The following is a 19,567-nucleotide window of genomic DNA, read 5'->3' on the forward strand; positions in this document are numbered from 1 at the left end:
TCAGACCTCCACCGGTCGGCGGGTGATCGCCTCGTGCACACGCGCGCGGTGCAGCGCCGGGGTGCCCCACGCCGTCACGAGAGCGCGGACCTTGGTGATCCAGAGGCCCAGGTCGTACTCCTCGGTGTATCCGATGGCTCCGTGCACCTGGAGCGCGGTGCGAGCCGCGGTGTAGGCGGCGTCACCGGCAGCGACCTTGGCCGCGGATACGTCGCGGCGCGCATCCGAGGAGCCTTCGCGCAGGGCGAGAGCGGCGACGTGGACCAAGGGGCGGGCGAAGTCGAGTGCCACGCGGATGTCGGCCAGGGCATGCTTGAGCGCCTGGTACTCGCCGATCGCTCGTCCGAACTGCTTGCGGGACCTGGCGTGGTCCACCGCTGCGCGCAGCAGGTGCTCACCCGCGCCCAGCAGCTGTGCCGAGCAGGCGAGCACTGCGGTATCGACCGCCCGCACGGTCGTCGCTTCGGCAAGGTCGACGACCTCGGCCCCGGCCTCGACGGGGCACAGCCTGCGCGCCGGATCCACCGAGCGGTGAACCGCACCGGCAACACCGCCGTACAAGGTGGTGCCGTGCAGCACGAAGCGGTGCGTGGCGACGTCGGCGTCGAGCGCGTGGCTGCCCATGTCGGTGACCAGGGCGGTGGCGAGGTTCCCGCCCGAGGCGATGCCTGCGAGGAACTCGTCCTGGTCGGTGCCGCGCAGCAGTGCAGGCAGCAGCGCCGCCGATTCCACCCAGGGCCCGGGGACGGCGTGCCTGCCGAGCGCCTCGAAGGCCACGGTGAGGTCGACTGCGTCGGCGTCCAGGCCGCCCTGCTCCTCGGGTGCCAGCAGCCCGCTGACGCCGAGCTCGGTGAGCCGCTGCCACAGCTTCAGGCCGGCGTCGTGGTCACCGTGGGCCCAGCTCCGCACCACCTGTGGTGTGTTCGAGGCGGCGAGCAGATCGTCGAGGACTTCCGCGAAGCCCCGCTGCTCCTCGGTGAGGGCGAATCTCATCGGCGCGCCTCCTTCGGCAGGCCGAGAACGCGCTCGGCGACGATGTTGCGCTGGATCTCGTTGGTGCCTGCATAGATGGGGCCTGCGAGCGAGAACAGGTATCCGTCGGCCCACCGTCCGCCGTCGGGAGCATTGTCGCCGCGGAGTTCGGATTCCGGCCCGAGCAGGTCGAGCGCGGTCTCGTGGAGGGCGATGTCGAGCTCGGACCAGAAGATCTTGTTGACGCTGCCTGCGGCGCCCATCTCCTCTCCGGCGGCGAGCCGGGTGACCGTGCCCCAGGTGTAGGCGCGGTAGGCCTGCGCGGCGATCCACGTGTCGACGACCCGGTCCGCTGCCGCGCCCTCCGCCCTACCGCGGGCGTGCTTGCTTTCTGCCTGACGGGTCCACAGCTCGGCCAGCCGATCCGCCGCGGCACAGAACCGGCCGGGTGAGCGCAGCGAGAGACCACGTTCGTTGCCTGCGGTGCTCATCGCCACTCGCCACCCGTCGTCGGGGGCACCGAGCACGTCGCTGTCCGGTACGAACACGTCGTCGAGGAAGATTTCCGCGAATCCGGGTTCGCCGCCCAGCTGTGCGATCGGCCGTACGGTGATACCGGGAGCGTCGAGGGGGAACAGGAAGTAGGTCAGGCCGCGATGCCGCTGTGCGGAGGGGTTGGAGCGGAACAGCCCGAAGCTCCAGTCCGCGAACACCGCCCGCGATGACCAGGTCTTCTGGCCGTTGAGTACCCACCCGCCGCGGGTGTCGTCACGGACGGCGGTCGATCGGATCGATGCCAGGTCGCTGCCTGCCTCCGCTTCCGACCATGCCTGGGCCCACACCTCTTCCCCGGTCGCCATCGAGGGCAGGAACCGGTCCTGCTGCTCCTTGGTGCCGTGCTCGAACAGGATCGGGGCGAGCAGGAAGAGCCCGTTCTGGCTCACCCTTCCGGGTGCGCCGCTGCGGTAGTACTCCTCCTCGAAGATCACCCACTGCAGCAAGGATGCCGCCCTGCCGTGGTACTCCCTCGGCCACGAGACGACCGACCAGCGATGCTCGGCCAGCAGCGCCTCCCACTCCTTGTGCGCGGCGAACCCCTCGGCGGTGTCCATCGACGGCAGCGGTGTGCTGGGGACGTTCTCCGCGAGCCAAGCGCGTGCTTGTGCCCGGAAGGCCAGGTCGATCTCGTCGAAGTCGAGGTTCATCACTGTCTCCCCTCGGCGGACTGTGCGGAGTCCCGCATCGACCGGGCGTCCATGCCCGCCAGTGAGTCCTTGCCCGCCTCGGCGTTGTGGGCGTGCGCGAAGTGGTGCAGCCCGAACACCGAGTCCATGCCGGTGCGCATGCCTTGCAGGTCCTCGGCCTGGTTCACCGCCTTCTTGGTCAGCGCCAGCCCGAAGCGCGGCATCGCGCTGATCCGCTCCGCCATCGCCAGCGTGCTCGTCTCCAGCTCCGCACCCGGTACGACGTGGTTGACCATGCCGAGTTCGTGGGCCCGCTGCGCGGTAAACCGGTCGCCGGTGAACAGGAACTCCTTGGCCGCACGCGGATTCATCACCCAGGGATGGGCGAAGTACTCCACACCGGGGATGCCCATCTTCAGCACGGGGTCGGAGAAGAACGCGTCGTCGGAGGCGACGATGAAGTCACACGACCAGGCCAGCATCAGGCCACCGGCGATGCACGCGCCGTGCACCATCGCGATCATCGGCTTGGGGATCTCCCGCCACCGCCTGCACATCCCGAGGTAGACCTCGGACTCGCGGGCGAAGCGAAAGTCGCCGCCTTCCTTGTCGGTGTGGTCCCACCAGATCACGGACTTGCGGTCGAAGGTCCGGTCCACATCGCGATCGGGCGTGGCGATGTCGTGGCCTGCGCAGAAGTGCTTGCCGTTGCCCGACAGCACGATCGCCTTCACCTCGTCGTCGTCGACTGCACGGGTGAATGCGGCGTCGAGGGCGTAGGTCATCGCGGAGTTCTGCGCGTTGCGGTACTCCGGACGGTTCAACGTCACCACCGCAACCGGGCCGCGACGTTCGTAGGTGACGACCTCCTGCTCGGAGCCGGTCCCGTCCATGGACTGTGTGCTCTCGGTCATCAGCTGCTCCTCAGCTCACGTTTGAGTACCTTGCCCGAGGGGTTGCGGGGCAGGTCGTCGACGAAGGTGACGCCGCGCGGCACCTTGAAGTTCGCCAGGCGTTCCCGGGCGTGGGCGAGGACGGCGTCCTCGTCGAGGTCCGCCCCCACCCGTCGTACGACGAAGGCATGGCCGACCTCTCCGAGCCGGTGGTCGGGGACACCCACGACAGCCGACTCGAGCACGCCGTCGAGGCGGGCGAGAGCCTGTTCCACCTCGGCCGGATAGACGTTGAAGCCGCCGACGATGAACACGTCCTTGAGTCGGTCGGTGATCCTGAGGTATCCGTCCTGGTCGAGTCGACCGACGTCGCCGGTGTGCAGCCAGCCGTCCTCGTCGATCGCCTCGGCGGTGGCCTCGGGATCGTCGAGGTAGTCGAGCATCACGTTCTCGCCGCGAAGCAGGATTTCACCCTCCTCGTCCGCAGGCGGTGGTTCATTGCCGCCGGGCTTTGCGATGCGCACTTCCAGCCCCGCGGCGGCACGGCCACAGGTGTTCGCCACCCGGGTGTCCTCGTCGCCCGGGCGGCACATGGTCGCGACCACGGCCTCGGTGAGCCCGTAGGCGGTGAGTACCGTGTCGAAGCCCATCTCGGACTGCATGCGCTCCACGAGCGCGACCGGCACGGTTGCCGCGCCGGTGACGGCCAGCCGCAGGGAGGACAGGTCGTGCTTCTTCCGCTCGGGTGACTCGAGCATCGCCTGGTGGATCGCCGGGGCGCCCGGCAGGACGCTGATCCGTTCCTTCTCGACCAGTCGGAAGGTCTCGGTGACATCGAAGACCGCTTGCGGTGCCACGGTCGCTCCGGCCAGCAGGCCCACGACGATGCCGCATTTGTAGCCGAAGCTGTGGAAGAACGGATTGACCACGAGGTAACGATCCGCTGCCGTGACCTGGCCGCACTCGCGCCATGCGGCTGCCACGGAGACGACCTGCCGGTGCGCGGAGCGGGCACCCTTGCTACGGCCGGAAGTGCCCGAGGTGAACAGGATGTCGGCCACGTCGTCGGGCGTGACCTCGTCGGCCCGGCGCTCCACTGTGGCCTCGTCCACCGCTGCGGCCGACCAGTCCAGGCCCTCCCAGGGTACGATGCCTTCGCCGCCGGCCGTGCTCGCATCGTAGGGCAGCAGCAGTACGTTCGGCAGCTCGTGGTCCTCGGCCTCGGCTGCGGCAGCGAGCTCGTCGTACTGTCTGCGGCCGAGGAAGCCGTCCGCGACGGCGACGACCTTGGCGCGGGTGCGGGCGACCATGTCGACCGCCTCGGGCCCGGTGTAGCGGGTGTTGACCGGGACCAGCGTCCCACCGGCGTAGGTCACCGCGAGTGCGAGCACCTCCCAGCGCCAGGAGTTCGGTGCCCAGAGGCACACCCGGTCGTCCTTCCCCAGTCCCAGGCCGATCAGCGCTGCGGCCGTGCGGCGCACCTGCTCGTGGAGCTCGCCGTAGGTGAGGCTGAGGTCGCCGTCGACGATGGCCTCACGGGTGGCGTACTCCTTCGCCGCCGCACGCAGCACACCCGGAAGAGTCTGCCGCTCTGCCTGCATTTCGCCTCCTGCACCCTATCAACCAAGTGCTTGCTAGGTTAGTATACGCATGTCGATTCCACCAGACCCGGAGCTCTCATGGACCTGACCCACTCCGCCGAGGACGAGGCCGTTCGCAACGAGATTCGGACTTGGCTCGAGGAGAACCTCTCCGGTGACTTCGCCGGCCTGCGCGGACGCGGCGGACCCGGCCGTGAGCACGAGGCCTTCGACGAGCGCGTCGCCTGGGACCGTCACCTGGCCGCCGCTGGCTGGACCTGCCTGGGCTGGCCCGAGGGACACGGTGGACGCGGACTCGGCCTCATCCAGAAGGTGATCTTTCACGAGGAGTACGCCAAGGCGAACGCGCCCGCCCGAGTCGGCCACATCGGCGAGGAGCTGCTCGGGCCGACGCTGATCGCTTACGGCACCGAGGAGCAGAAGCAGCGGTTCCTGCCGGGTATCCGCAACGTCACCGAGCTCTGGTGCCAGGGCTACTCCGAGCCGGGCGCCGGATCGGACCTGGCGTCGGTGTCGACCCGGGCTCGCCTCGAGGGGGACAGCTGGATACTCGACGGTCAGAAAGTGTGGACCTCGCTCGCCCATGTCGCCGACTGGTGCTTCGTCGTCGCGCGCACCGAGCCGGATTCGAAACGGCATGCGGGCCTGTCCTACCTGCTCGTGCCCATGGACCAGCCGGGTGTCGAGGTGCGCCCGATCGACCAGCTGACCGGCACCTCCGAGTTCAACGAAATCTTCTTCGACGGCGCCCGCACCGATGCCTCCCTGGTTGTGGGGGAGCCCGGCGAGGGCTGGAAGGTCGCGATGGCCACGCTCGGATTCGAGCGGGGCGTCTCGACGATCGGCCAGCAGGTCGGTTTCCGCCGCGAGCTCGACGGCGTGGTGGCGATGGCGCACGAAAACGGCGCGATCGAGGACCCCGTGATCCGCGACGGACTCGTGCGCGCCCGGATGGGCCTCGAGGTCATGCGCCTCAACGCGCTGCGCACGTTGGCCGGGTCTTCGACCGGGGCCGACGAGGGACCTGCGGCGTCGATCGCCAAGCTCGTGTGGGCCACCTGGCACCGCTCCCTCGGCGAGCTCGCGATGGAGGTCGCGGGGGCACCGTCCCTGGTGGCCGACGCGCCGCCGTACGACCTCGACCCCTGGCAACGACTCTTTTTGTTCGCTCGAGCCGATACCATCTACGGCGGCTCGAACGAGATTCAGCGCAACATCATCTCCGAGCGCGTGCTCGGCCTACCCCGGGAGCCACGACCGTGACCACCACTCGCACCGAGCAGCCCACTCCCGACTACGTCCCCGGCCATGGGTTACTGCGCGGCAGGACCGTCGTGGTCACCGCCGCCGCCGGAGCCGGCATCGGCGCGTCCATGGTTCGCCGCTGCCTCGAGGAGGATGCCCATGCCGTCGTGCTCGGTGACACGCACGAGCGTCGGCTCGCAGAGTCGCACGAGCTGCTCGCCGAGGAGTTCGGCGAGGACCGGGTCGCCGCGGTGACCTGTGACGTGACCACCGAGGAACAGGTCACCGCGCTGCTCGACACCGCGGAGCAGTTCGGCGGGGTGGACGTGATGGTCAACAACGCCGGGCTCGGCGGCACCGCGCCGATCACCGAGATGACCGACGAGCAGTGGTCCCGCGTACTCGACATTACGCTGACCGGCACCTTCCGTTGTGTCCGTGGCGCGAGCAACCGGATGATCGCGGCAGGGAAGAAGGGCGTGATCCTCAACAACGCGTCCGTGATCGGATGGCGGGCGCAAGAGGGCCAGGCGCACTACGCCGCAGCCAAGGCCGGGGTGATGGCGCTGACGCGGAGCGCGGCACTCGACCTCGCACCGCACGGACTCCGCGTCAATGCGGTCGCCCCGAGCCTCGCCATGCATCCGTTCCTGGCCAAGGTCACCTCCGGCGAGCTGCTTGCGGACCTCAAGCAGCGCGAGGCTTTTGGGCGTGCCGCGGAGCCGTGGGAGGTGGCGAACGTGATGGTGTTCCTGGCCGGCGACTACTCGTCGTACATGACCGGCGAGGTGGTCTCGGTCAGCAGCCAGCACGCGTGACCGGGCGGTGTGACAGGACAGGGAGCACAGATGAGCACACAGCAGCAGGCCGTGAAGACCTCTCGACGGGAGGAACTGCTCGCGATCGCCGCCGAGCTGTTCGCGCAACGGGGGTTCAGGAACACCACGGTGCGCGACATCGCCGACGCCGCGGGCATCCTGTCCGGGAGCCTCTATCACCACTTCGACTCGAAGGAGTCGATGGTCGACGAGATCCTCGACTCCTTTCAGACCGAGCTGTTCCGCAAGTACGAGGAGGTGGTGTCCTCGGACCTCGGTGTCCGGGCGAAGTTCGAGGCGATCATCCGGATCTCCTTCGAGGCGATTCACGACAACCACTCCGAGGTCGCCATCTACCAGAACGATGCCGCCTACCTCGTGGAGTTCGACCGGTTCGGCTACTTGAACGAGCGCAACCTGCGGATGCGGCGGATCTGGGTCGGTCTGCTCGAGGAGGGTGTCCGTTCGGGCACTTTCCGCCCCGACCTCGACGCCGAGGTCGTCTACCGCTTCATCCGCGACACGGTTTGGGTCGCCGTGCGCTGGTACCGCCCTGACGGTGACCTGTCCGCCCACGACGTCGCCGAGCAGTATCTCTCGATCCTCCTCGACGGCATCGCAGCACGGCGCCGTCCGATCAAGAAGAGCGGCTGAGCCGAGAAAGGGAGGCCATCGTGCCCGAGGCCTACATCGTCGACGCCGTCCGGACCCCCGTGGGTCGCCGGGGCGGAGCGCTGGCGCAGACACACTCGGCCGACCTGGGCGCCCACGCCCTGGCGGCCCTGATGAACCGCTCGGGTGCCGATCCGGCGGCCGTGGACGACGTGATCCTGGGTTGCTGCGACACCATCGGATCCCAGGCCGGTGACATCGCGCGCACCGCGTGGCTGGTGGCGGGGCTTGCCGACCACGTGCCCGGGGTGACCATCGACCGGCAGTGCGGCTCCAGCCAGCAGGCGGTCCACTTCGCGGCGCAGGGCGTGCTGTCCGGGACCCAGGACCTCGTCGTCGCAGGTGGTGTGCAGAACATGTCGGCGATCCCGATCTCATCGGCGATGGAGGTGGGCAGCCGGTTCGGATTCTCCACGCCGTTCGCCGAGTCGCCGGGCTGGCTGAAGCGGTACGGCGACCAGGAGATTTCGCAGTTCCGCTCGGCCGAGATGATCGCCGAGAAGTGGGACGTCCCGCGCGAGGAGATGGAGCAGTTCGCCTACACCAGCCACCAGCGCGCGATCGTGGCGATCGACGAGGGCCGCTTCGCCGCCGAGATCGAGCCGCTCGGTGACTTCGGCACCGACGAGGGCCCGCGCCGTGACACCTCCCCGGAGAAGATGGCCGGTCTGAACCCGCTCGCCGAGGACGGCCGGATCACCGCCGCGGTCGCCTCGCAGATCAGTGACGCCGCCTCGGCGATGCTGATCGCCTCGGAGCGGGCGGTGCAGGAACACGGGTTCACCCCCCGCGCCCGGATCCACCACCTGTCGGTTCGTGGCGACGATCCGGTCTGGATGCTCACCGGCCCGATTCCGGCGACCCGCCATGCCCTGGAGCGCACCGGCCTGTCGATCGACGACATCGACCTGTTCGAGGTCAACGAGGCGTTTGCCTCCGTCGTGCTCGCGTGGGCGCAGGAGACCGGCGCGGATCTGGAGCGGGTGAACGTCAACGGCGGCGGCATCGCGCTCGGGCACCCGATCGGTGCGACCGGAACCCGGCTGATGACCACGATGCTCAACGAGCTCGAGCGTCGCGGTGGCCGGTACGGCCTGCAGACGATGTGCGAGGGCGGCGGCCAGGCCAACGTCACGATCATCGAACGGCTCTGACGACGACTCGGCTCGTGGCCGTCGGCCGCGGAAAGCACCCACCTCGCCTGTTGCGAGGTGGGTGTGCACATTGGATGGTGCGGGACGCGGTAGCCGAAAGCTCACGTTCGCCGAGCAGGTGGCGCATCCGGTCGGACGAGTAGGTCCCCCACCCGTCGCAGCTGCTCAGCCGCCTCGGTGGCGATCCGGCCGACGAGCTCCTCGCAGGTGGGGAGATCGTCGAGCACGCCGACCACCTGTCCGGAGGCGAGCACACCGGCGTCGGTGCGGCCCTCGACGAGCCCGGCTTTGAGCATCATCGGGGTGTTCGCTGCGAGCACCATCTGCGACCAGCTCCGGTCGCTACCGTGCTTCATGGCGCGGCCGTCTGCGATAAGCCGACGCCAGGAGAGGCCGTTCATCTTCTTGAACTCCAGCGTGCGGCGTATCGTCGGGACGAGCCGCCTGAGCGGGCCGGCCTCCTCGAGCTCGGCGACGAGGTCGGTGCGCAGCATGCGGTGGGGCATACCGTCGACCTTGGTGGTGACGACGGTGCCGTTGAGGTCGTGCTGGAGGTATTGCCGCTGCACGGTGTCGGGCACGGTGCTGTCCTTGGTGAGCAGGAACCTGGTGCCCATGCCGATGCCTGCGGCGCCGTAGGACAGCGCCGCCGCGAGGCCACGGCCGTCGAAGAAGCCACCGGCGGCGATCACGGGGATGTCGACGGCCTCGAGCACGGTCGGGAGCAGGAGCGTGGTGGGGACGTTGCCGGTGTGGCCGCCGCCCTCGCCACCCTGGATGACCACGGCGTCGGCACCCCAGGAGGCGACCTTCTCCGCGTGGCGAGCCGCGCCGACCGAGGGAATGACGATGATGCCCGCCTCCTTGAGTTCGGCGATCATCTCCCGCTTCGGCGCGAGCGCGAAGGACGCGACTGTGACGCCCTCGTCGATGAGCAGCTTCACCCGCTCGTCGGCGTCGCCGGCGTCGGCGCGGAGGTTGACTCCGAAGGGGGCGTCGGTGCGTTGCTTGACCTCGCGGATCGCGGCGGCGAGCTCGTCGTGGGTCATCGTGGCCGAGGCCAGGATGCCCAGGCCACCTGCGTTGGCGGTGGCGGAGACCAGCCGGGGACCGGCGACCCAGCCCATGCCCGTCTGTACGACGGGGTGACGTATGCCGACCAGCTCGGTCAGCGGGGTCCGGATCAACTGTTCGATCATGCCGCGGGCACCTCGCGGTCGCGCAGGGACTCGGGGTCGAGCACCTCGCGGATCAGGGTCAACTCCGCCGCCGAGGGCAGCCTGGTCTCGGGGACGTCTCCCTCGGTGTGGATGTCGCAGCCGCTGGCCGCACGGACCTCGTCGGCGGTGACGCCGGGGTGCACGGAGGCCAGCCGGAGGGTGTGGTCGGGGCCGTGGAAGTCGAGTACCCCGAGATTGCTCACGACGCGGTGCACGTTGTGGAAGCGTGTCGCCGCGGCCCCGGCCTGCTCGGCGCGCTTGCGGCCGATGCCGGAGACCATGTCGACCTGCTCGACGAAGACCCGGGTGCTGTGCTTGGGCACCCAGTAGCTGGTCTTGTTGTTCACGGTGTTGCCCGGTGCGCCGCGCACGCCCAGGAGCTGGCGTTGGGGCTGGGCGAAGTCGCCGATGCAGGAGATGTTCTGGTTGCCGTGCCGGTCGACCTGGGTCGCGCCCATGATGACGTGGCGCTTGCCGCAGGGCACGACGACGTCGAGCACTGCACGGAACGGGACCCAGCCCTCGACGGCGTCGGCGCTGTTGCCCAGTGGAGGAACACCGCCGAGGACCGCCGCCTCGCCGTCGGTGAGCAACAGGTCGGGGGAATGGGTCAGCGTGGCCAGCCGTGCCCCGAGTGTGGGCAGCAACCCCATCGGGCTGGCCATGATCTCGCCGTCGCCCTCGAAGAGGTCGGCGAGCGCTGCTGCGCACACCTCTGCTCTCGTCGCATCCATTCAGTCGTCTCCGCTCTGCTCGGCGTGGAAGGCGGCGACGGCGTCCTGGTAGGCCCGCTCGTCACCGGAGAGGAACCGCTGCTCGAACTCCGCCCAGCTCGCCGGATCCGCCGCGGCGGTGGCGTAGGCCTTCTGGAACTTCTCGTCGCGGTCGTAGCCGGGCACGCAGGTGGTGAAGTGCGCCCCGTTGAGTGTCTCCACGACCCCGTCGACCATCAGCCGGTTCAGCAGCAGCGTCTGCACGGGTGCGTCGGCGGTGAGCTCGGCGGTGTCCACGATCTGCTCGGTGGAGACGAATCGCTGCGATGCTGCGAGGCAGAACAGGTCGTCGAAGTACGGGTCGGGTCCGAGATACTGCGCGTTGCCGTGCTTGTCGGCGCGGTTCATGTGCACCAGAGCCACGTCGAGGTCGAGTGCCGGTACGGCGACGAGTTCCTCCTCGTCGTCGTACGGCGAGGTGACCGTCCGCAGTCGAGGGTTGTGGATCATCACGTCCGACCCGAGGCCTGCGCGCATGGGCAGAAACGGCAGGCGCTGTGCCGCGGCACGCAGGCCGGTCTGGAACATTCCCTCGTCCCATTCCTCGACCTCGACGGTCGCGTTCTCCCGTGCCGCGCGGAACTGCGGCTCGAGCGGGATGGAGTCCAGCGACACGAACGCGTAGATCAGCTTTGTGACCTTGCCCGCTGCGCACAGCAGGCCGACGTCCGGCCCACCGTAGGAGACGATGGTCAGGTCTTTCAGGTCGGAGCGCAGGATCGCCCGGACCAGCGCCATCGGTTTGCGGCGTGCGCCCCAGCCGCCGATGCCGATCGTCATGCCGTCCTCGATCCTGCCGACGACATCGTCGACCGACACCACCTTGTTTCTCCTGCGTGCCTCGGTCATCAGCGGGATCTCGCCTTCTCGTTCGGGGCCGCCTTCTCGGTCTCGGCCACCTTGCTCGTGCCTGCGAACTCGTCGCGGTACTCGTCGGCGACACCGGCCAGGTTGAGCTCCATCGTGAAGCCCTGCTCGAAGCGGTAGCTGCGGTTGACGTCGACCGGGTCGATCCCGTTGATCGCTTCCTTCGCAGCACGGATCACGCGGGTGTCCTTGTCGGCGATCTCTCCGGCGACCTGCATCGCCGCGTCGTCGAGTTCCGCGCGCGGGACCACCTCGAGCACCGACCCGTGGTGGTGCAGCTGCTGGACGGTGATGGTGCGACCGGTGAAGTACAGCGTCCGCATCAGGTGCGGCGGCACCATCCGGGCCAGGTGTGTTGCCGCGCCCAGCGCACCGCGGTCCACCTCCGGCACCCCGAAGAACGCATCGTCGCTCGCCACGATCGTGTCCGCGTTACCCACGAGGCCCATTCCGCCGCCGAGGCAGAACCCGTGCACTGTCGCCACCACCGGCGTCGCGCACTCGTAGACCGCTTTGAAGGCCGCGTAGCAGCCGCGGTTCGCTCCGATCAGCGCATCGAAGCCGCTGGTGGTCTGCATCTCCTTGATGTCCACACCCGCGTTGAACCCACGGCCTTCGGCACGCAGTACCACCACGTGGGTGTCCATGTCCTTCGACGCCTCGTTCAAAGCTTCCGCGACGTCGAACCACCCGGACATCGGCAGCGCGTTGACCGGGGGGAATTCCATCGTCACGACGCGGATGCCCCCGTCGTGCAGGGTCGAGCTGATGCCCATGTCGCCTTCCTGGTCTAGCATTTGCTTGGTACCCTAGCAGGTGCTTGGTTCGCGTGGAAGGTGATGGAGAGCGTGTGGCCATCGAACTCGGCATGGCTTTCCTCTTCGACCGCAATCTCCGCCCAAGTTCCGACTTCAGCACCGAGAAACCAGGAGTGCACGTGCGCAGGATCTGCACAGGACGCGTCGCGATCGTCACCGGAGCGGGACGTGGCATCGGCCGCGAGCACGCGCTCGAGCTGGCGCGGCAGGGGGCCAAAGTGGTGGTCAACGACCTCGGGGCCGCGGCGGACGGCGTGGGCGCCTCGTCCGACCCGGCGAACGAGGTCGTCGCCTTGATCGAGGAGATCGGTGGCCAGGCGGTCGCCAACGGCGACGACGTGGCGGACTTCGACGGTGCCCAGCGCATGGTGCAGCAGGCGATCGACACGTTCGGCGGACTCGACATCCTGGTCAACAACGCCGGGTTCCTCCGGGATCGGATGCTGGTCAGCACCGGCGAGGACGAGTGGGACGCGGTGATCCGGGTCCACCTCAAGGGCCACTTCGCGCTGCTGAAGCATGCGGCGGCCTACTGGCGTTCCGAAGCCAAGGAAGGGCGGACCAGGGCGGCGCGAGTGATCAACACCAGCTCCGGTGCCGGCCTGCAGGGCAGCGTCGGGCAGGGGACGTACACCGCCGCGAAGGCGGGCATCGCGGGGCTGACCCTCGTCGCCGCCCAGGAGCTCGGCCGCTACGGCGTGGCCGTCAACGCGATCGCTCCGGCCGCCCGGACGCGGATGACCGAGGATGTGTTCGCCGAGACCATGGCCAAGCCGGATTCGGGGTTCGACACGGTGGACCCGGCGAATGTCTCACCGGTCGTCGCGTGGCTGGCGAGCGAGGACGCGGCCGACGTGACCGGCCGCGTGATCGAGGTCGAGGGCGGGAAGATCTGCGTCGAGGAAGGCTGGCGACACGGTCCTGCCGTGGACATCGGCCGACGCTGGGAGCCCGCCGCGGTGGGTTCCACCCTGCGGGACCTGCTCGCGAAGGCCGAATCGCCCGAGCCCGTCTATGGCGCCTGAGCCTGGAGGACCTCGCCTCATGACCGGAAACGCAGATGAGTGGATCGGGCACGAGCTCGGTAAGCACACGATCTCCTACGACGAGCGGGACGCGATCCTCTACGCCCTGGCTGTCGGCGCAGGCGCCGACGACCTCGACCTGGTCTTCGAGGACCGGCTGCGGGTGCTGCCCACATTCGCGCTCACGCTGGCGCAGTGGGCGCCCGACACGCTGGGATCGGCCGGTGCCTTCGACACCTCCACCGCGGTCCACGGCTCCCAGCGGCTGCAGGTTCTGGCGCCACTGCCCAGGTCGGGTTCGTTCGACACCGTGGCCTCGGTGCCCCACGTCTGGGACAAGGGCAGGGCGGCGATCTTCGAGGTGGCCGTGGAAAGCGACTACTTCGTGGCCACGTGGTCGATCTTCGCGCCGGGCTGCGGCGGTTTCGGAGGCGACCGCGGTCCGTCCACACCGGAGCGTGGCGAGGAGGTCGCCGACCGTTCGCTGCAGGTGCCGACCTTCCCCACCCAGGCGGCGTTGTACCGGCTGCTGGGGGACCGGCACCACATGCACATCGACCCCGATGCGGCGCAGGCAGCCGGCCAGCCCGGGCCGTTCCTGCACGGGTTGTGCTCGTTGGCGTCGGTGACCCTGCCGCTGGCCGCGGAGCTGGGTGCCCACCCCGCGGACCTGACCACTCTGGAGGGACGCTTCGCTGCTCCGGTCTTTCCCGGCGATGTTCTCGACGTCTCCGTGCAGCCCCGCGATTCCTCGGCGCGGTTCGAGGTGACGGCAGACGGTCGTCCGGCCATCACCGGTGGATCCGCCGCCTTCGGCTGATCACCCTGCCCGGATCACGATGTCGTCGCGACCCGTCCCGACCGCCTCGGCATCGTCCGGTGGCCGCATCCGCTGTACTGGCGCGATCAGCGGGGAGACGCGTCCCTGGTGACGACGTACCGGGCAGGTACCTCGCCGCCGCCGTGCACCGGGAGGTCGGCGCCGGTGACGTAGGAAGCCAGGTCGCCGGCCAGGTACAGGCACGCGCGGGCGACGTCGGCGGGGTCGGCCATCCGCTGCATCGGGATGAGCCGGCTCACCCCCGCACCGCCGTCCTCGCCGTAACCCGCAGCCGCTGCCTCGGTGAGAATCAGCCCGGTGGTGATGTGGTTGACCCGTACCTTGGGCGCCCACTCGAGCGCCAGCGCCTTGGTCAGCATCAGCAGGCCGGACTTGGCCGCGGAGTACGCCGCGGTGCCCGGTTGCGGGTCGTGCGCGGAAACGCTGCCGATGTTGACGATCGCCCCACCGGTGTCCTGGTCCTGCATCACCCGGTTGGCGGCCTGCGCGACGTAGAACGGTGCGAGCAGGTTCAGCGCCACGATCTTGTCGACGAACCGGGTGGACACGGTCGCGGCGTCGGCATCGGGAGACCCGCCTGCGTTGTTCACGCACACGTCGATCCGGCCGAACCGTTCCACGGCCTGCTCCACCAGCGCCTTGCACTGGTCGGCATCGCGCACGTCGGTGTCCACGAAATGCGCGGTGCGGCCCTCGGCAGTCGGGAGCTGTTCGGGCCGGTTGCGTCCGCACACCACCACATCGGCGCCTGCGGTCAGGAACGTCTGCGCGATGGTGTGACCGATGCCCTTGGTACCGCCGGTGACCAGGGCGGTCCTGCCGGTGAAGTCGAACGAGGCCTCCGCCACGTCGTCGCCCCTCTCTGTCGTGGTATCGCGCCCGAGGCTAGGGGTGTCGGATCCGGGCCGCGGGGCGAGTACCGGTCACCGGGACGCGGACCCGTGCCGTTCGCCGAATCCCGGTGAGCAGGATTGCCACCGTTGCACCGATCGGTCGGGGCTAGCGTCGCAGTCGCTCGTTCGTCGATGGCAGGGAGGCTGTGCTGGTGAACCGGTTCGACGGAGTGTCCGTACTGCTCACAGGGGCGGCTTCGGGTATCGGAAGGGCGACCGTGCACAGGCTTGTGGCCGAGGGAGCCGCGGTTTTCGCGGTGGATCGCGCAGCGGACGGACTGGCCGCTATGGCCGAGTCGGCGACCGGCGCGGGGCGGTGCGTGCCGCATGTCGCCGACATCTCCGACGAGGCCATGGTGATCGAGGCCGTGCAGGCCGCCGTCACCGAGCTCGCCGGGATAGAGGTCGTGATCAATGTCGCGGGTATCCACCGGACAACACCGATCGACACGCTCACCGTCGAGGACCTGAATCGGCTGTTCTCGGTCAACCTCGTCGGTACGGCGCTGGTTTGCCGCGAGGCCTCGGCACACCTGCCCGACCGGACGGGCGTCATCGTCAATGTCGCGTCGGCTGCGGCCACGCAGGGAAACCCGTATATGACAGCGTATGCGGCCTCCAAGGGTGCGGTGCTGGCGTTTTCGCTCAGTCTCGCTGCCGAGGTGGCCGGACGAGGGATCCGGGTGGTCCCCGTCTCGCCCGGGACCGTGGACACGCCGTTGACGAGCAGCTCCGTACTTCCTGCCGGTCGGGATGTGAGTTACTTCGCCCGGATCCGTTCCTTGCTGGGCAGCGCCACCCCGGAGCAGGTTGCGTCGACGATCGCCTTCGCCGCATCGGCCGACGGTGGCTATGTGACCGGTGCGGAGATCCGGGTGGACGGTGGTTCCGGTGCGTGACATCGCTTCGGGAATGTCCACTCGACCACGCGAGCGATTCGACGGCTGGAGGACACACCGTGCGTACTGGCCGGCGTAGGCGCCCGTCCGGGCAGGCCGCCGGGCTGCTCGCTGCCATGGCACTGACCGCCTCGTGCACGGCGGGAACCGGTGTCACCGGCGGGTCCGAACAGGGCAGCGGGAAGGCCATCAGCTACGAGGTCGGGATGATCAGCCCGCGACCGGGCGGAAATCCGGTCGACGGCGGTACCCTCACCTTCGGCGCGTACTCCGAGCCGACCGTGCTCGACCCTGCCCGCACGATCGTTGCGGGCTCCACCGGTGGTGTGTCGATGGCCGCGATCTACGACGTGCTGATGCGCTACGACACCTCATCCGGCGAGGTGGTTCCCCAGTTGGCCAAGGCGCTCGAGCACAACGCCGATCATACGAAGTGGACACTCACGTTGCGCGACGGAGTGACCTTCAGCGATGGAACACCGCTGAATGCCGCCGCCGTGAAGTGGAGCATCGAACGGTATGTCGAGCTCGGCGCGACCGACGCCGCGCTGTGGAGCGCGAATGTCACCGGGATCGCCACGCCGGACGAGCACGCGGTGGTGTTCCGGCTGAAACGCACCTGGCCGAGCTTCGCGTTCATGCTCGCGGGTGGCCCCGGCATGATCGTCGCACGTTCCGCGGAGGAGGAGGGATTCACTCCGGTTGGTGCGGGTCCGTTCGTCTTCGATCACCACGCCCCCGGTGAGGAGATCGTGCTGCGCTCCCGCGAGGACCACTGGGACGGTGCCGCGCACCTCGATCAGCTTCGGGTGATCTTCCTCGACTCGGCCGAGACCAGATTGGACAGCCTGCGCCAGGGCGGGATACAGGCCGGGTTCTTCCGGGATCCGCCCGCGATCGAGCAGGCGGTCGGGGATGGTTACGCCGGTTTCATGAACCTGGTCTCACTCGGCAACGTCGCGGTGATCAACGCCGCGCCCGGTCGTCCTGGTGCCGACCCCCGGATTCGCAAGGCGATGCATCAGGCGATCGATCCCCAGGTGATCCACGAGCGTGCCTATGCGGGTGCCGACCTCGGCAGCAAGGCCGTGTTCCCGGAGTTCTCCCGCTGGCACACCGACACCGAGCCGCTACCGTACGATCCGAAGGCCGCACGAGCACTGGTGCACCAAGCCAAGGCCGACGGGTTCGACGGCGTCATCCGCTACACCGACGCGCAGGACCCGGCGTCCCGGGCGACGGCGTTGGCCGTGAAGTCGATGCTGGAGCGGGTCGGGTTCACGGTCGAGCTCGACCTGGTCCGGTCGGTGCCCGACCAGATCAGCACGGTCGCGGTCGAGGGCGACTACGACGTGGCGGGCTGGGGAATCAGCTGGCGCGAAGCAGGACCGTACGCGCGGATGTTCGCCACCCTGCACAGCGCGGGAAACCTCAGCGTCGGCATGCACACCGGTCCGGAGATGGACACGCTGATCGAACGGTTCCAACAAGCCTCCACAGCGGAGGAACAGCGTGCGGCCATGAGGGGGATCCAGCAGCTGTGGAACAAAACGGTGCCCGCCCTCGTCTACGGCCCCACGCCGGAACTGCTCACCTGGTCGACGTCGCTGCGCGGGGTCGAGGGGACGCTGAACAGCATGGTGCTGCTCGATGAGGCATGGCTCGCGCGATGAACGACCGGGAGCGGATCGTCGACGCCCTTGCCCGGCTTGCCCGTGCCACCGATGCGCGCGACTGGCACACGATCCGAACGACGTTCACCGAGGATGCCACCGGCTACGGCTGCACCGGCGTGGACCGGATCGTCGAGGTCATGCAGGCACATCTCGGTGGCTGTGGCCCCACGCAGCACCTGCTCGGAAACCACCGCGTCACCGTCGACGGCGACAACGCGAGGTCGCTGACGTACGGCCGCGTGCACCACCGAGGAGCCGCCGACAAGGCAGGCTCGTTCTTCGAGTGCATGGGCGAGTACGACGACCGCTGGGTGCGGACCTCACTCGGGTGGCGGCTTGCCCACCGGAACTTCGACATGCACATCGCTCTCGGTGATTTCACGGTCCTGCAGCCGGCCGCGTAGCCGGGCGGCAGGCGAGCAAGCGCATCGAGGAGCGTAAGCGGCCCCTGGACCCCTTCGCCGGACTGACTGCGCACGGCTCCCGATGACCGGGATCGCGCCGCTGCGCCGGTGCGTCACCTGACACCGTGGGCTCGCCGGTGGCCCGGTCAGCGGGTGCACCGCTCGCCGACACCGCAAGAGGTGGATCTCGATGACGCAGTCACCCGCATTTCCGCGCAACCAGCAGCGCACCGCCCGGGCCGCATTCGGGCAGTTCGATCCCGGCCAGGCCCGGCGCATCTTCGCCAGAGAGCACGATTCCGGTCACGAGCCGATCGTGCTCGAGGTCGCACCGCGCACGTACTTCCTGCAGCCGGGCATGGTCAACGTCGCCCTGTTCGAGACCGACGAGGGACTGGTGCTCGTCGACTGCGGCTGCGCGGGCGACGGTCCCGCGTTGCTGCGAGCTGTCCGCTCGATCAGTGCGAAACCACTGCACACGGTCGTCTTCACGCACGGGCACATCGATCACGCCTTCGGCCTGTGGTCCTTCCTCGACGCCGGCGAGCGTCCGGAGATCATCGCTCACGAGAACGTCCCCGCACACTTCGACCGCTACCGCAGGACCGCCGGCCTGAACGCGCGGATCAACGGCCAGCTACCCGGCCGGAACGGCAAGGCCTGGCCTGTCGACGAGTCCGACTTCGACTGGCCGACCAGGGTGTTCCGGGACAGCCTCACCCTCACGGTGGGCGGGGAGCGGTTCGAGCTGCGGCACGGCAAGGGCGAAACCGACGACGCGACCTGGGTCTGGGCGCCCGAGCGCGGGACGATCGCGGCGGGTGACCTCGTGACCGGCTACCTGCCCAATGCGGGCAACCCGAAGAAGGTGCAGCGCTACGCCGAGGAGTGGGCCGAAGCCGCGGACGAGATGGCCGCGCTGGCCCCCGAAGTGATCATTCCCGGGCACGGGGATCCGGTCAGCGGAGTCGAGCAGATTTCCGACGAGCTGCACGCGATGGCCCGGTATCTGCGCCACATCGTCGACCACGCGCTGGCCGGACTCAACGCCGGCCAAGCGCATGACGAGATCGTGGACAGCCTGCGTATCCCCGCCGAGCTCGCCGAGCATCCCCGCCTGCAAGCCCGGTACGACAAGCCGGAGTTCCTCTGCCGCAACGTCATTCGCCGCTACAGCGGTTGGTGGGACGGCAGACCCGCCAACCTGTTGCCCGCACCTGCGAGTGATCGCGCCGCCGAGATCGCGAGTCTCGCCGGTGGCGCGGATGTACTGATCGAGCGGGCCTACCAATTGGCAGGCACGGACCTGCGCCTTGCCTGCCACCTCGCCGAGTGGGCCTTCCTCGCCGAGCCCGGCGACGCGCGCGCTCAGCAGTGCTACACCGAGGTTCTCGAACAGCGCGCGCAGGCCGAGCCCGCGCTGATGGCCCAGGTCAACTTCCGGGTCAGCCGGGCATGGGCGCGCCGAGCACGGGAGGCGCACGGCACGGCGGAAGGGGAGCCGCGGTGATCGGATCCGGACCTGCGGGAAGTCGAGTTCCCGTTCAGTGGGACATGTCACTTCCCGGTGCTGAAGCGACCGTAGCGTGCACTGCGGAACGACCCCCACATC

19 protein-coding genes are annotated in these 19,567 nt (G+C 69.0%); 10 read left to right on the plus strand and 9 right to left on the minus strand.

Annotation, left to right across the window (positions count from 1 at the left end):
* From JOF55_RS19855 to JOF55_RS19870, 4 genes are read right to left on the minus strand one after another with little or no spacing between them, the layout of a single operon-like run.
* Nucleotides 1–993, minus strand: coding sequence for an acyl-CoA dehydrogenase family protein (locus tag JOF55_RS19855; RefSeq protein WP_310276512.1), 993 nt, complete (start codon nt 991–993; stop codon nt 1–3).
* On the minus strand, nt 990–2,177 hold the full coding sequence (locus JOF55_RS19860; protein WP_310276514.1) for an acyl-CoA dehydrogenase family protein: 1,188 nt from the start codon (nt 2,175–2,177) through the stop codon (nt 990–992). The genes JOF55_RS19855 and JOF55_RS19860 overlap by 4 nt, the downstream gene beginning before the upstream one ends.
* Nucleotides 2,177–3,070 carry an enoyl-CoA hydratase gene (locus JOF55_RS19865; protein WP_310276517.1) on the minus strand — a complete coding sequence of 298 codons (894 nt, stop codon included), beginning with the start codon at nt 3,068–3,070 and terminating at the stop codon, nt 2,177–2,179. Before JOF55_RS19865 ends, JOF55_RS19860 begins: the two co-directional genes overlap by 1 nt.
* Nucleotides 3,070–4,650, minus strand: coding sequence for a FadD3 family acyl-CoA ligase (locus JOF55_RS19870; protein WP_310276520.1), 1,581 nt, complete (start codon nt 4,648–4,650; stop codon nt 3,070–3,072). Before JOF55_RS19870 ends, JOF55_RS19865 begins: the two co-directional genes overlap by 1 nt.
* Nucleotides 4,651–4,728: 78 nt before the next feature.
* Between JOF55_RS19870 and JOF55_RS19875 the strand changes: the two genes are divergently transcribed.
* From JOF55_RS19875 to JOF55_RS19890, 4 genes are read left to right on the plus strand one after another with little or no spacing between them, the layout of a single operon-like run.
* Complete coding sequence (locus tag JOF55_RS19875; protein WP_310276523.1) at nt 4,729–5,913, plus strand: acyl-CoA dehydrogenase family protein; 1,185 nt, start codon at nt 4,729–4,731, stop codon at nt 5,911–5,913.
* Nucleotides 5,910–6,713 (plus strand): SDR family oxidoreductase, encoded by an 804-nt coding sequence (locus JOF55_RS19880; protein ID WP_310276526.1) that lies wholly within the window; start codon nt 5,910–5,912, stop codon nt 6,711–6,713. The genes JOF55_RS19875 and JOF55_RS19880 overlap by 4 nt, the downstream gene beginning before the upstream one ends.
* A gap of 30 nt (nt 6,714–6,743) precedes the next feature.
* Nucleotides 6,744–7,367 (plus strand): TetR/AcrR family transcriptional regulator, encoded by a 624-nt coding sequence (locus JOF55_RS19885; protein ID WP_310276529.1) that lies wholly within the window; start codon nt 6,744–6,746, stop codon nt 7,365–7,367.
* A 20-nt stretch (nt 7,368–7,387) separates the two neighbouring features.
* A complete protein-coding gene (locus tag JOF55_RS19890; protein WP_310276532.1) occupies nt 7,388–8,539 on the plus strand; it encodes an acetyl-CoA C-acetyltransferase in 1,152 nt (383 codons plus the stop codon).
* Nucleotides 8,540–8,640: 101 nt separating this feature from the next.
* On the opposite strand, the gene JOF55_RS19895 is transcribed toward JOF55_RS19890, so the two are convergent.
* The 4 genes from JOF55_RS19895 to JOF55_RS19910 are packed head-to-tail and all read right to left on the minus strand — an operon-like array spanning nt 8,641 to nt 12,175.
* A complete protein-coding gene (locus JOF55_RS19895) occupies nt 8,641–9,738 on the minus strand; it encodes an NAD(P)H-dependent flavin oxidoreductase (RefSeq protein ID WP_310276535.1) in 1,098 nt (365 codons plus the stop codon).
* A complete protein-coding gene (locus JOF55_RS19900) occupies nt 9,735–10,493 on the minus strand; it encodes a CoA-transferase subunit beta (RefSeq protein ID WP_310276537.1) in 759 nt (252 codons plus the stop codon). The genes JOF55_RS19895 and JOF55_RS19900 overlap by 4 nt, the downstream gene beginning before the upstream one ends.
* Nucleotides 10,494–11,381 (minus strand): CoA transferase subunit A, encoded by an 888-nt coding sequence (locus tag JOF55_RS19905; protein ID WP_310276542.1) that lies wholly within the window; start codon nt 11,379–11,381, stop codon nt 10,494–10,496.
* Nucleotides 11,381–12,175: an enoyl-CoA hydratase family protein gene (locus JOF55_RS19910; RefSeq protein ID WP_310276544.1), complete on the minus strand. Its 795-nt coding sequence runs from the start codon at nt 12,173–12,175 to the stop codon at nt 11,381–11,383. Before JOF55_RS19910 ends, JOF55_RS19905 begins: the two co-directional genes overlap by 1 nt.
* 74 nt (nt 12,176–12,249) lie before the next feature.
* Between JOF55_RS19910 and JOF55_RS19915 the strand changes: the two genes are divergently transcribed.
* A complete protein-coding gene (locus JOF55_RS19915) occupies nt 12,250–13,242 on the plus strand; it encodes an SDR family oxidoreductase (protein ID WP_310276547.1) in 993 nt (330 codons plus the stop codon).
* Nucleotides 13,243–13,261: 19 nt separating this feature from the next.
* Nucleotides 13,262–14,062 (plus strand): MaoC/PaaZ C-terminal domain-containing protein, encoded by an 801-nt coding sequence (locus JOF55_RS19920; RefSeq protein WP_310276549.1) that lies wholly within the window; start codon nt 13,262–13,264, stop codon nt 14,060–14,062.
* Between the two features lie 86 nt (nt 14,063–14,148).
* On the opposite strand, the gene JOF55_RS19925 is transcribed toward JOF55_RS19920, so the two are convergent.
* Nucleotides 14,149–14,931: an SDR family oxidoreductase gene (locus JOF55_RS19925; protein ID WP_310276553.1), complete on the minus strand. Its 783-nt coding sequence runs from the start codon at nt 14,929–14,931 to the stop codon at nt 14,149–14,151.
* 197 nt (nt 14,932–15,128) lie between these two features.
* Between JOF55_RS19925 and JOF55_RS19930 the strand changes: the two genes are divergently transcribed.
* The 4 genes from JOF55_RS19930 (at nt 15,129) to JOF55_RS19945 (ending at nt 19,465) form a co-directional block, all read left to right on the plus strand.
* Nucleotides 15,129–15,875 carry an SDR family NAD(P)-dependent oxidoreductase gene (locus JOF55_RS19930; protein WP_310276554.1) on the plus strand — a complete coding sequence of 249 codons (747 nt, stop codon included), beginning with the start codon at nt 15,129–15,131 and terminating at the stop codon, nt 15,873–15,875.
* A gap of 59 nt (nt 15,876–15,934) precedes the next feature.
* Nucleotides 15,935–17,548, plus strand: coding sequence for an ABC transporter substrate-binding protein (locus tag JOF55_RS19935; protein WP_310276556.1), 1,614 nt, complete (start codon nt 15,935–15,937; stop codon nt 17,546–17,548).
* Complete coding sequence (locus JOF55_RS19940; RefSeq protein ID WP_310276560.1) at nt 17,533–17,955, plus strand: nuclear transport factor 2 family protein; 423 nt, start codon at nt 17,533–17,535, stop codon at nt 17,953–17,955. Before JOF55_RS19935 ends, JOF55_RS19940 begins: the two co-directional genes overlap by 16 nt.
* Nucleotides 17,956–18,145: 190 nt before the next feature.
* Nucleotides 18,146–19,465 (plus strand): alkyl sulfatase dimerization domain-containing protein, encoded by a 1,320-nt coding sequence (locus tag JOF55_RS19945; protein ID WP_310276563.1) that lies wholly within the window; start codon nt 18,146–18,148, stop codon nt 19,463–19,465.
* The last annotated feature ends 102 nt before the right edge of the window (nt 19,466–19,567 follow it).

The sequence above is a fragment of the Haloactinomyces albus genome (assembly GCF_031458135.1).
GTDB classification, from domain to species: Bacteria; Actinomycetota; Actinomycetes; order Mycobacteriales; family Pseudonocardiaceae; genus Haloactinomyces; species Haloactinomyces albus.

Excerpts from the sequence above, each read along its gene's own strand:
- JOF55_RS19855 (WP_310276512.1), bottom strand. The coding sequence starts at position 993 with ATGAGATTCGCCCTCACCGAGGAGCAGCGGGGCTTCGCGGAAGTCCTC.
- JOF55_RS19860 (WP_310276514.1), bottom strand. The coding sequence starts at position 2,177 with ATGAACCTCGACTTCGACGAGATCGACCTGGCCTTCCGGGCACAAGCA.
- JOF55_RS19865 (WP_310276517.1), bottom strand. The coding sequence starts at position 3,070 with ATGACCGAGAGCACACAGTCCATGGACGGGACCGGCTCCGAGCAGGAG.
- JOF55_RS19870 (WP_310276520.1), bottom strand. The coding sequence starts at position 4,650 with ATGCAGGCAGAGCGGCAGACTCTTCCGGGTGTGCTGCGTGCGGCGGCG.
- JOF55_RS19875 (WP_310276523.1), top strand. The coding sequence starts at position 4,729 with ATGGACCTGACCCACTCCGCCGAGGACGAGGCCGTTCGCAACGAGATT.
- JOF55_RS19885 (WP_310276529.1), top strand. The coding sequence starts at position 6,744 with ATGAGCACACAGCAGCAGGCCGTGAAGACCTCTCGACGGGAGGAACTG.
- JOF55_RS19895 (WP_310276535.1), bottom strand. The coding sequence starts at position 9,738 with ATGATCGAACAGTTGATCCGGACCCCGCTGACCGAGCTGGTCGGCATA.
- JOF55_RS19900 (WP_310276537.1), bottom strand. The coding sequence starts at position 10,493 with ATGGATGCGACGAGAGCAGAGGTGTGCGCAGCAGCGCTCGCCGACCTC.
- JOF55_RS19905 (WP_310276542.1), bottom strand. The coding sequence starts at position 11,381 with ATGACCGAGGCACGCAGGAGAAACAAGGTGGTGTCGGTCGACGATGTC.
- JOF55_RS19910 (WP_310276544.1), bottom strand. The coding sequence starts at position 12,175 with ATGGGCATCAGCTCGACCCTGCACGACGGGGGCATCCGCGTCGTGACG.
- JOF55_RS19920 (WP_310276549.1), top strand. The coding sequence starts at position 13,262 with ATGACCGGAAACGCAGATGAGTGGATCGGGCACGAGCTCGGTAAGCAC.
- JOF55_RS19940 (WP_310276560.1), top strand. The coding sequence starts at position 17,533 with ATGGCTCGCGCGATGAACGACCGGGAGCGGATCGTCGACGCCCTTGCC.
- JOF55_RS19945 (WP_310276563.1), top strand. The coding sequence starts at position 18,146 with ATGACGCAGTCACCCGCATTTCCGCGCAACCAGCAGCGCACCGCCCGG.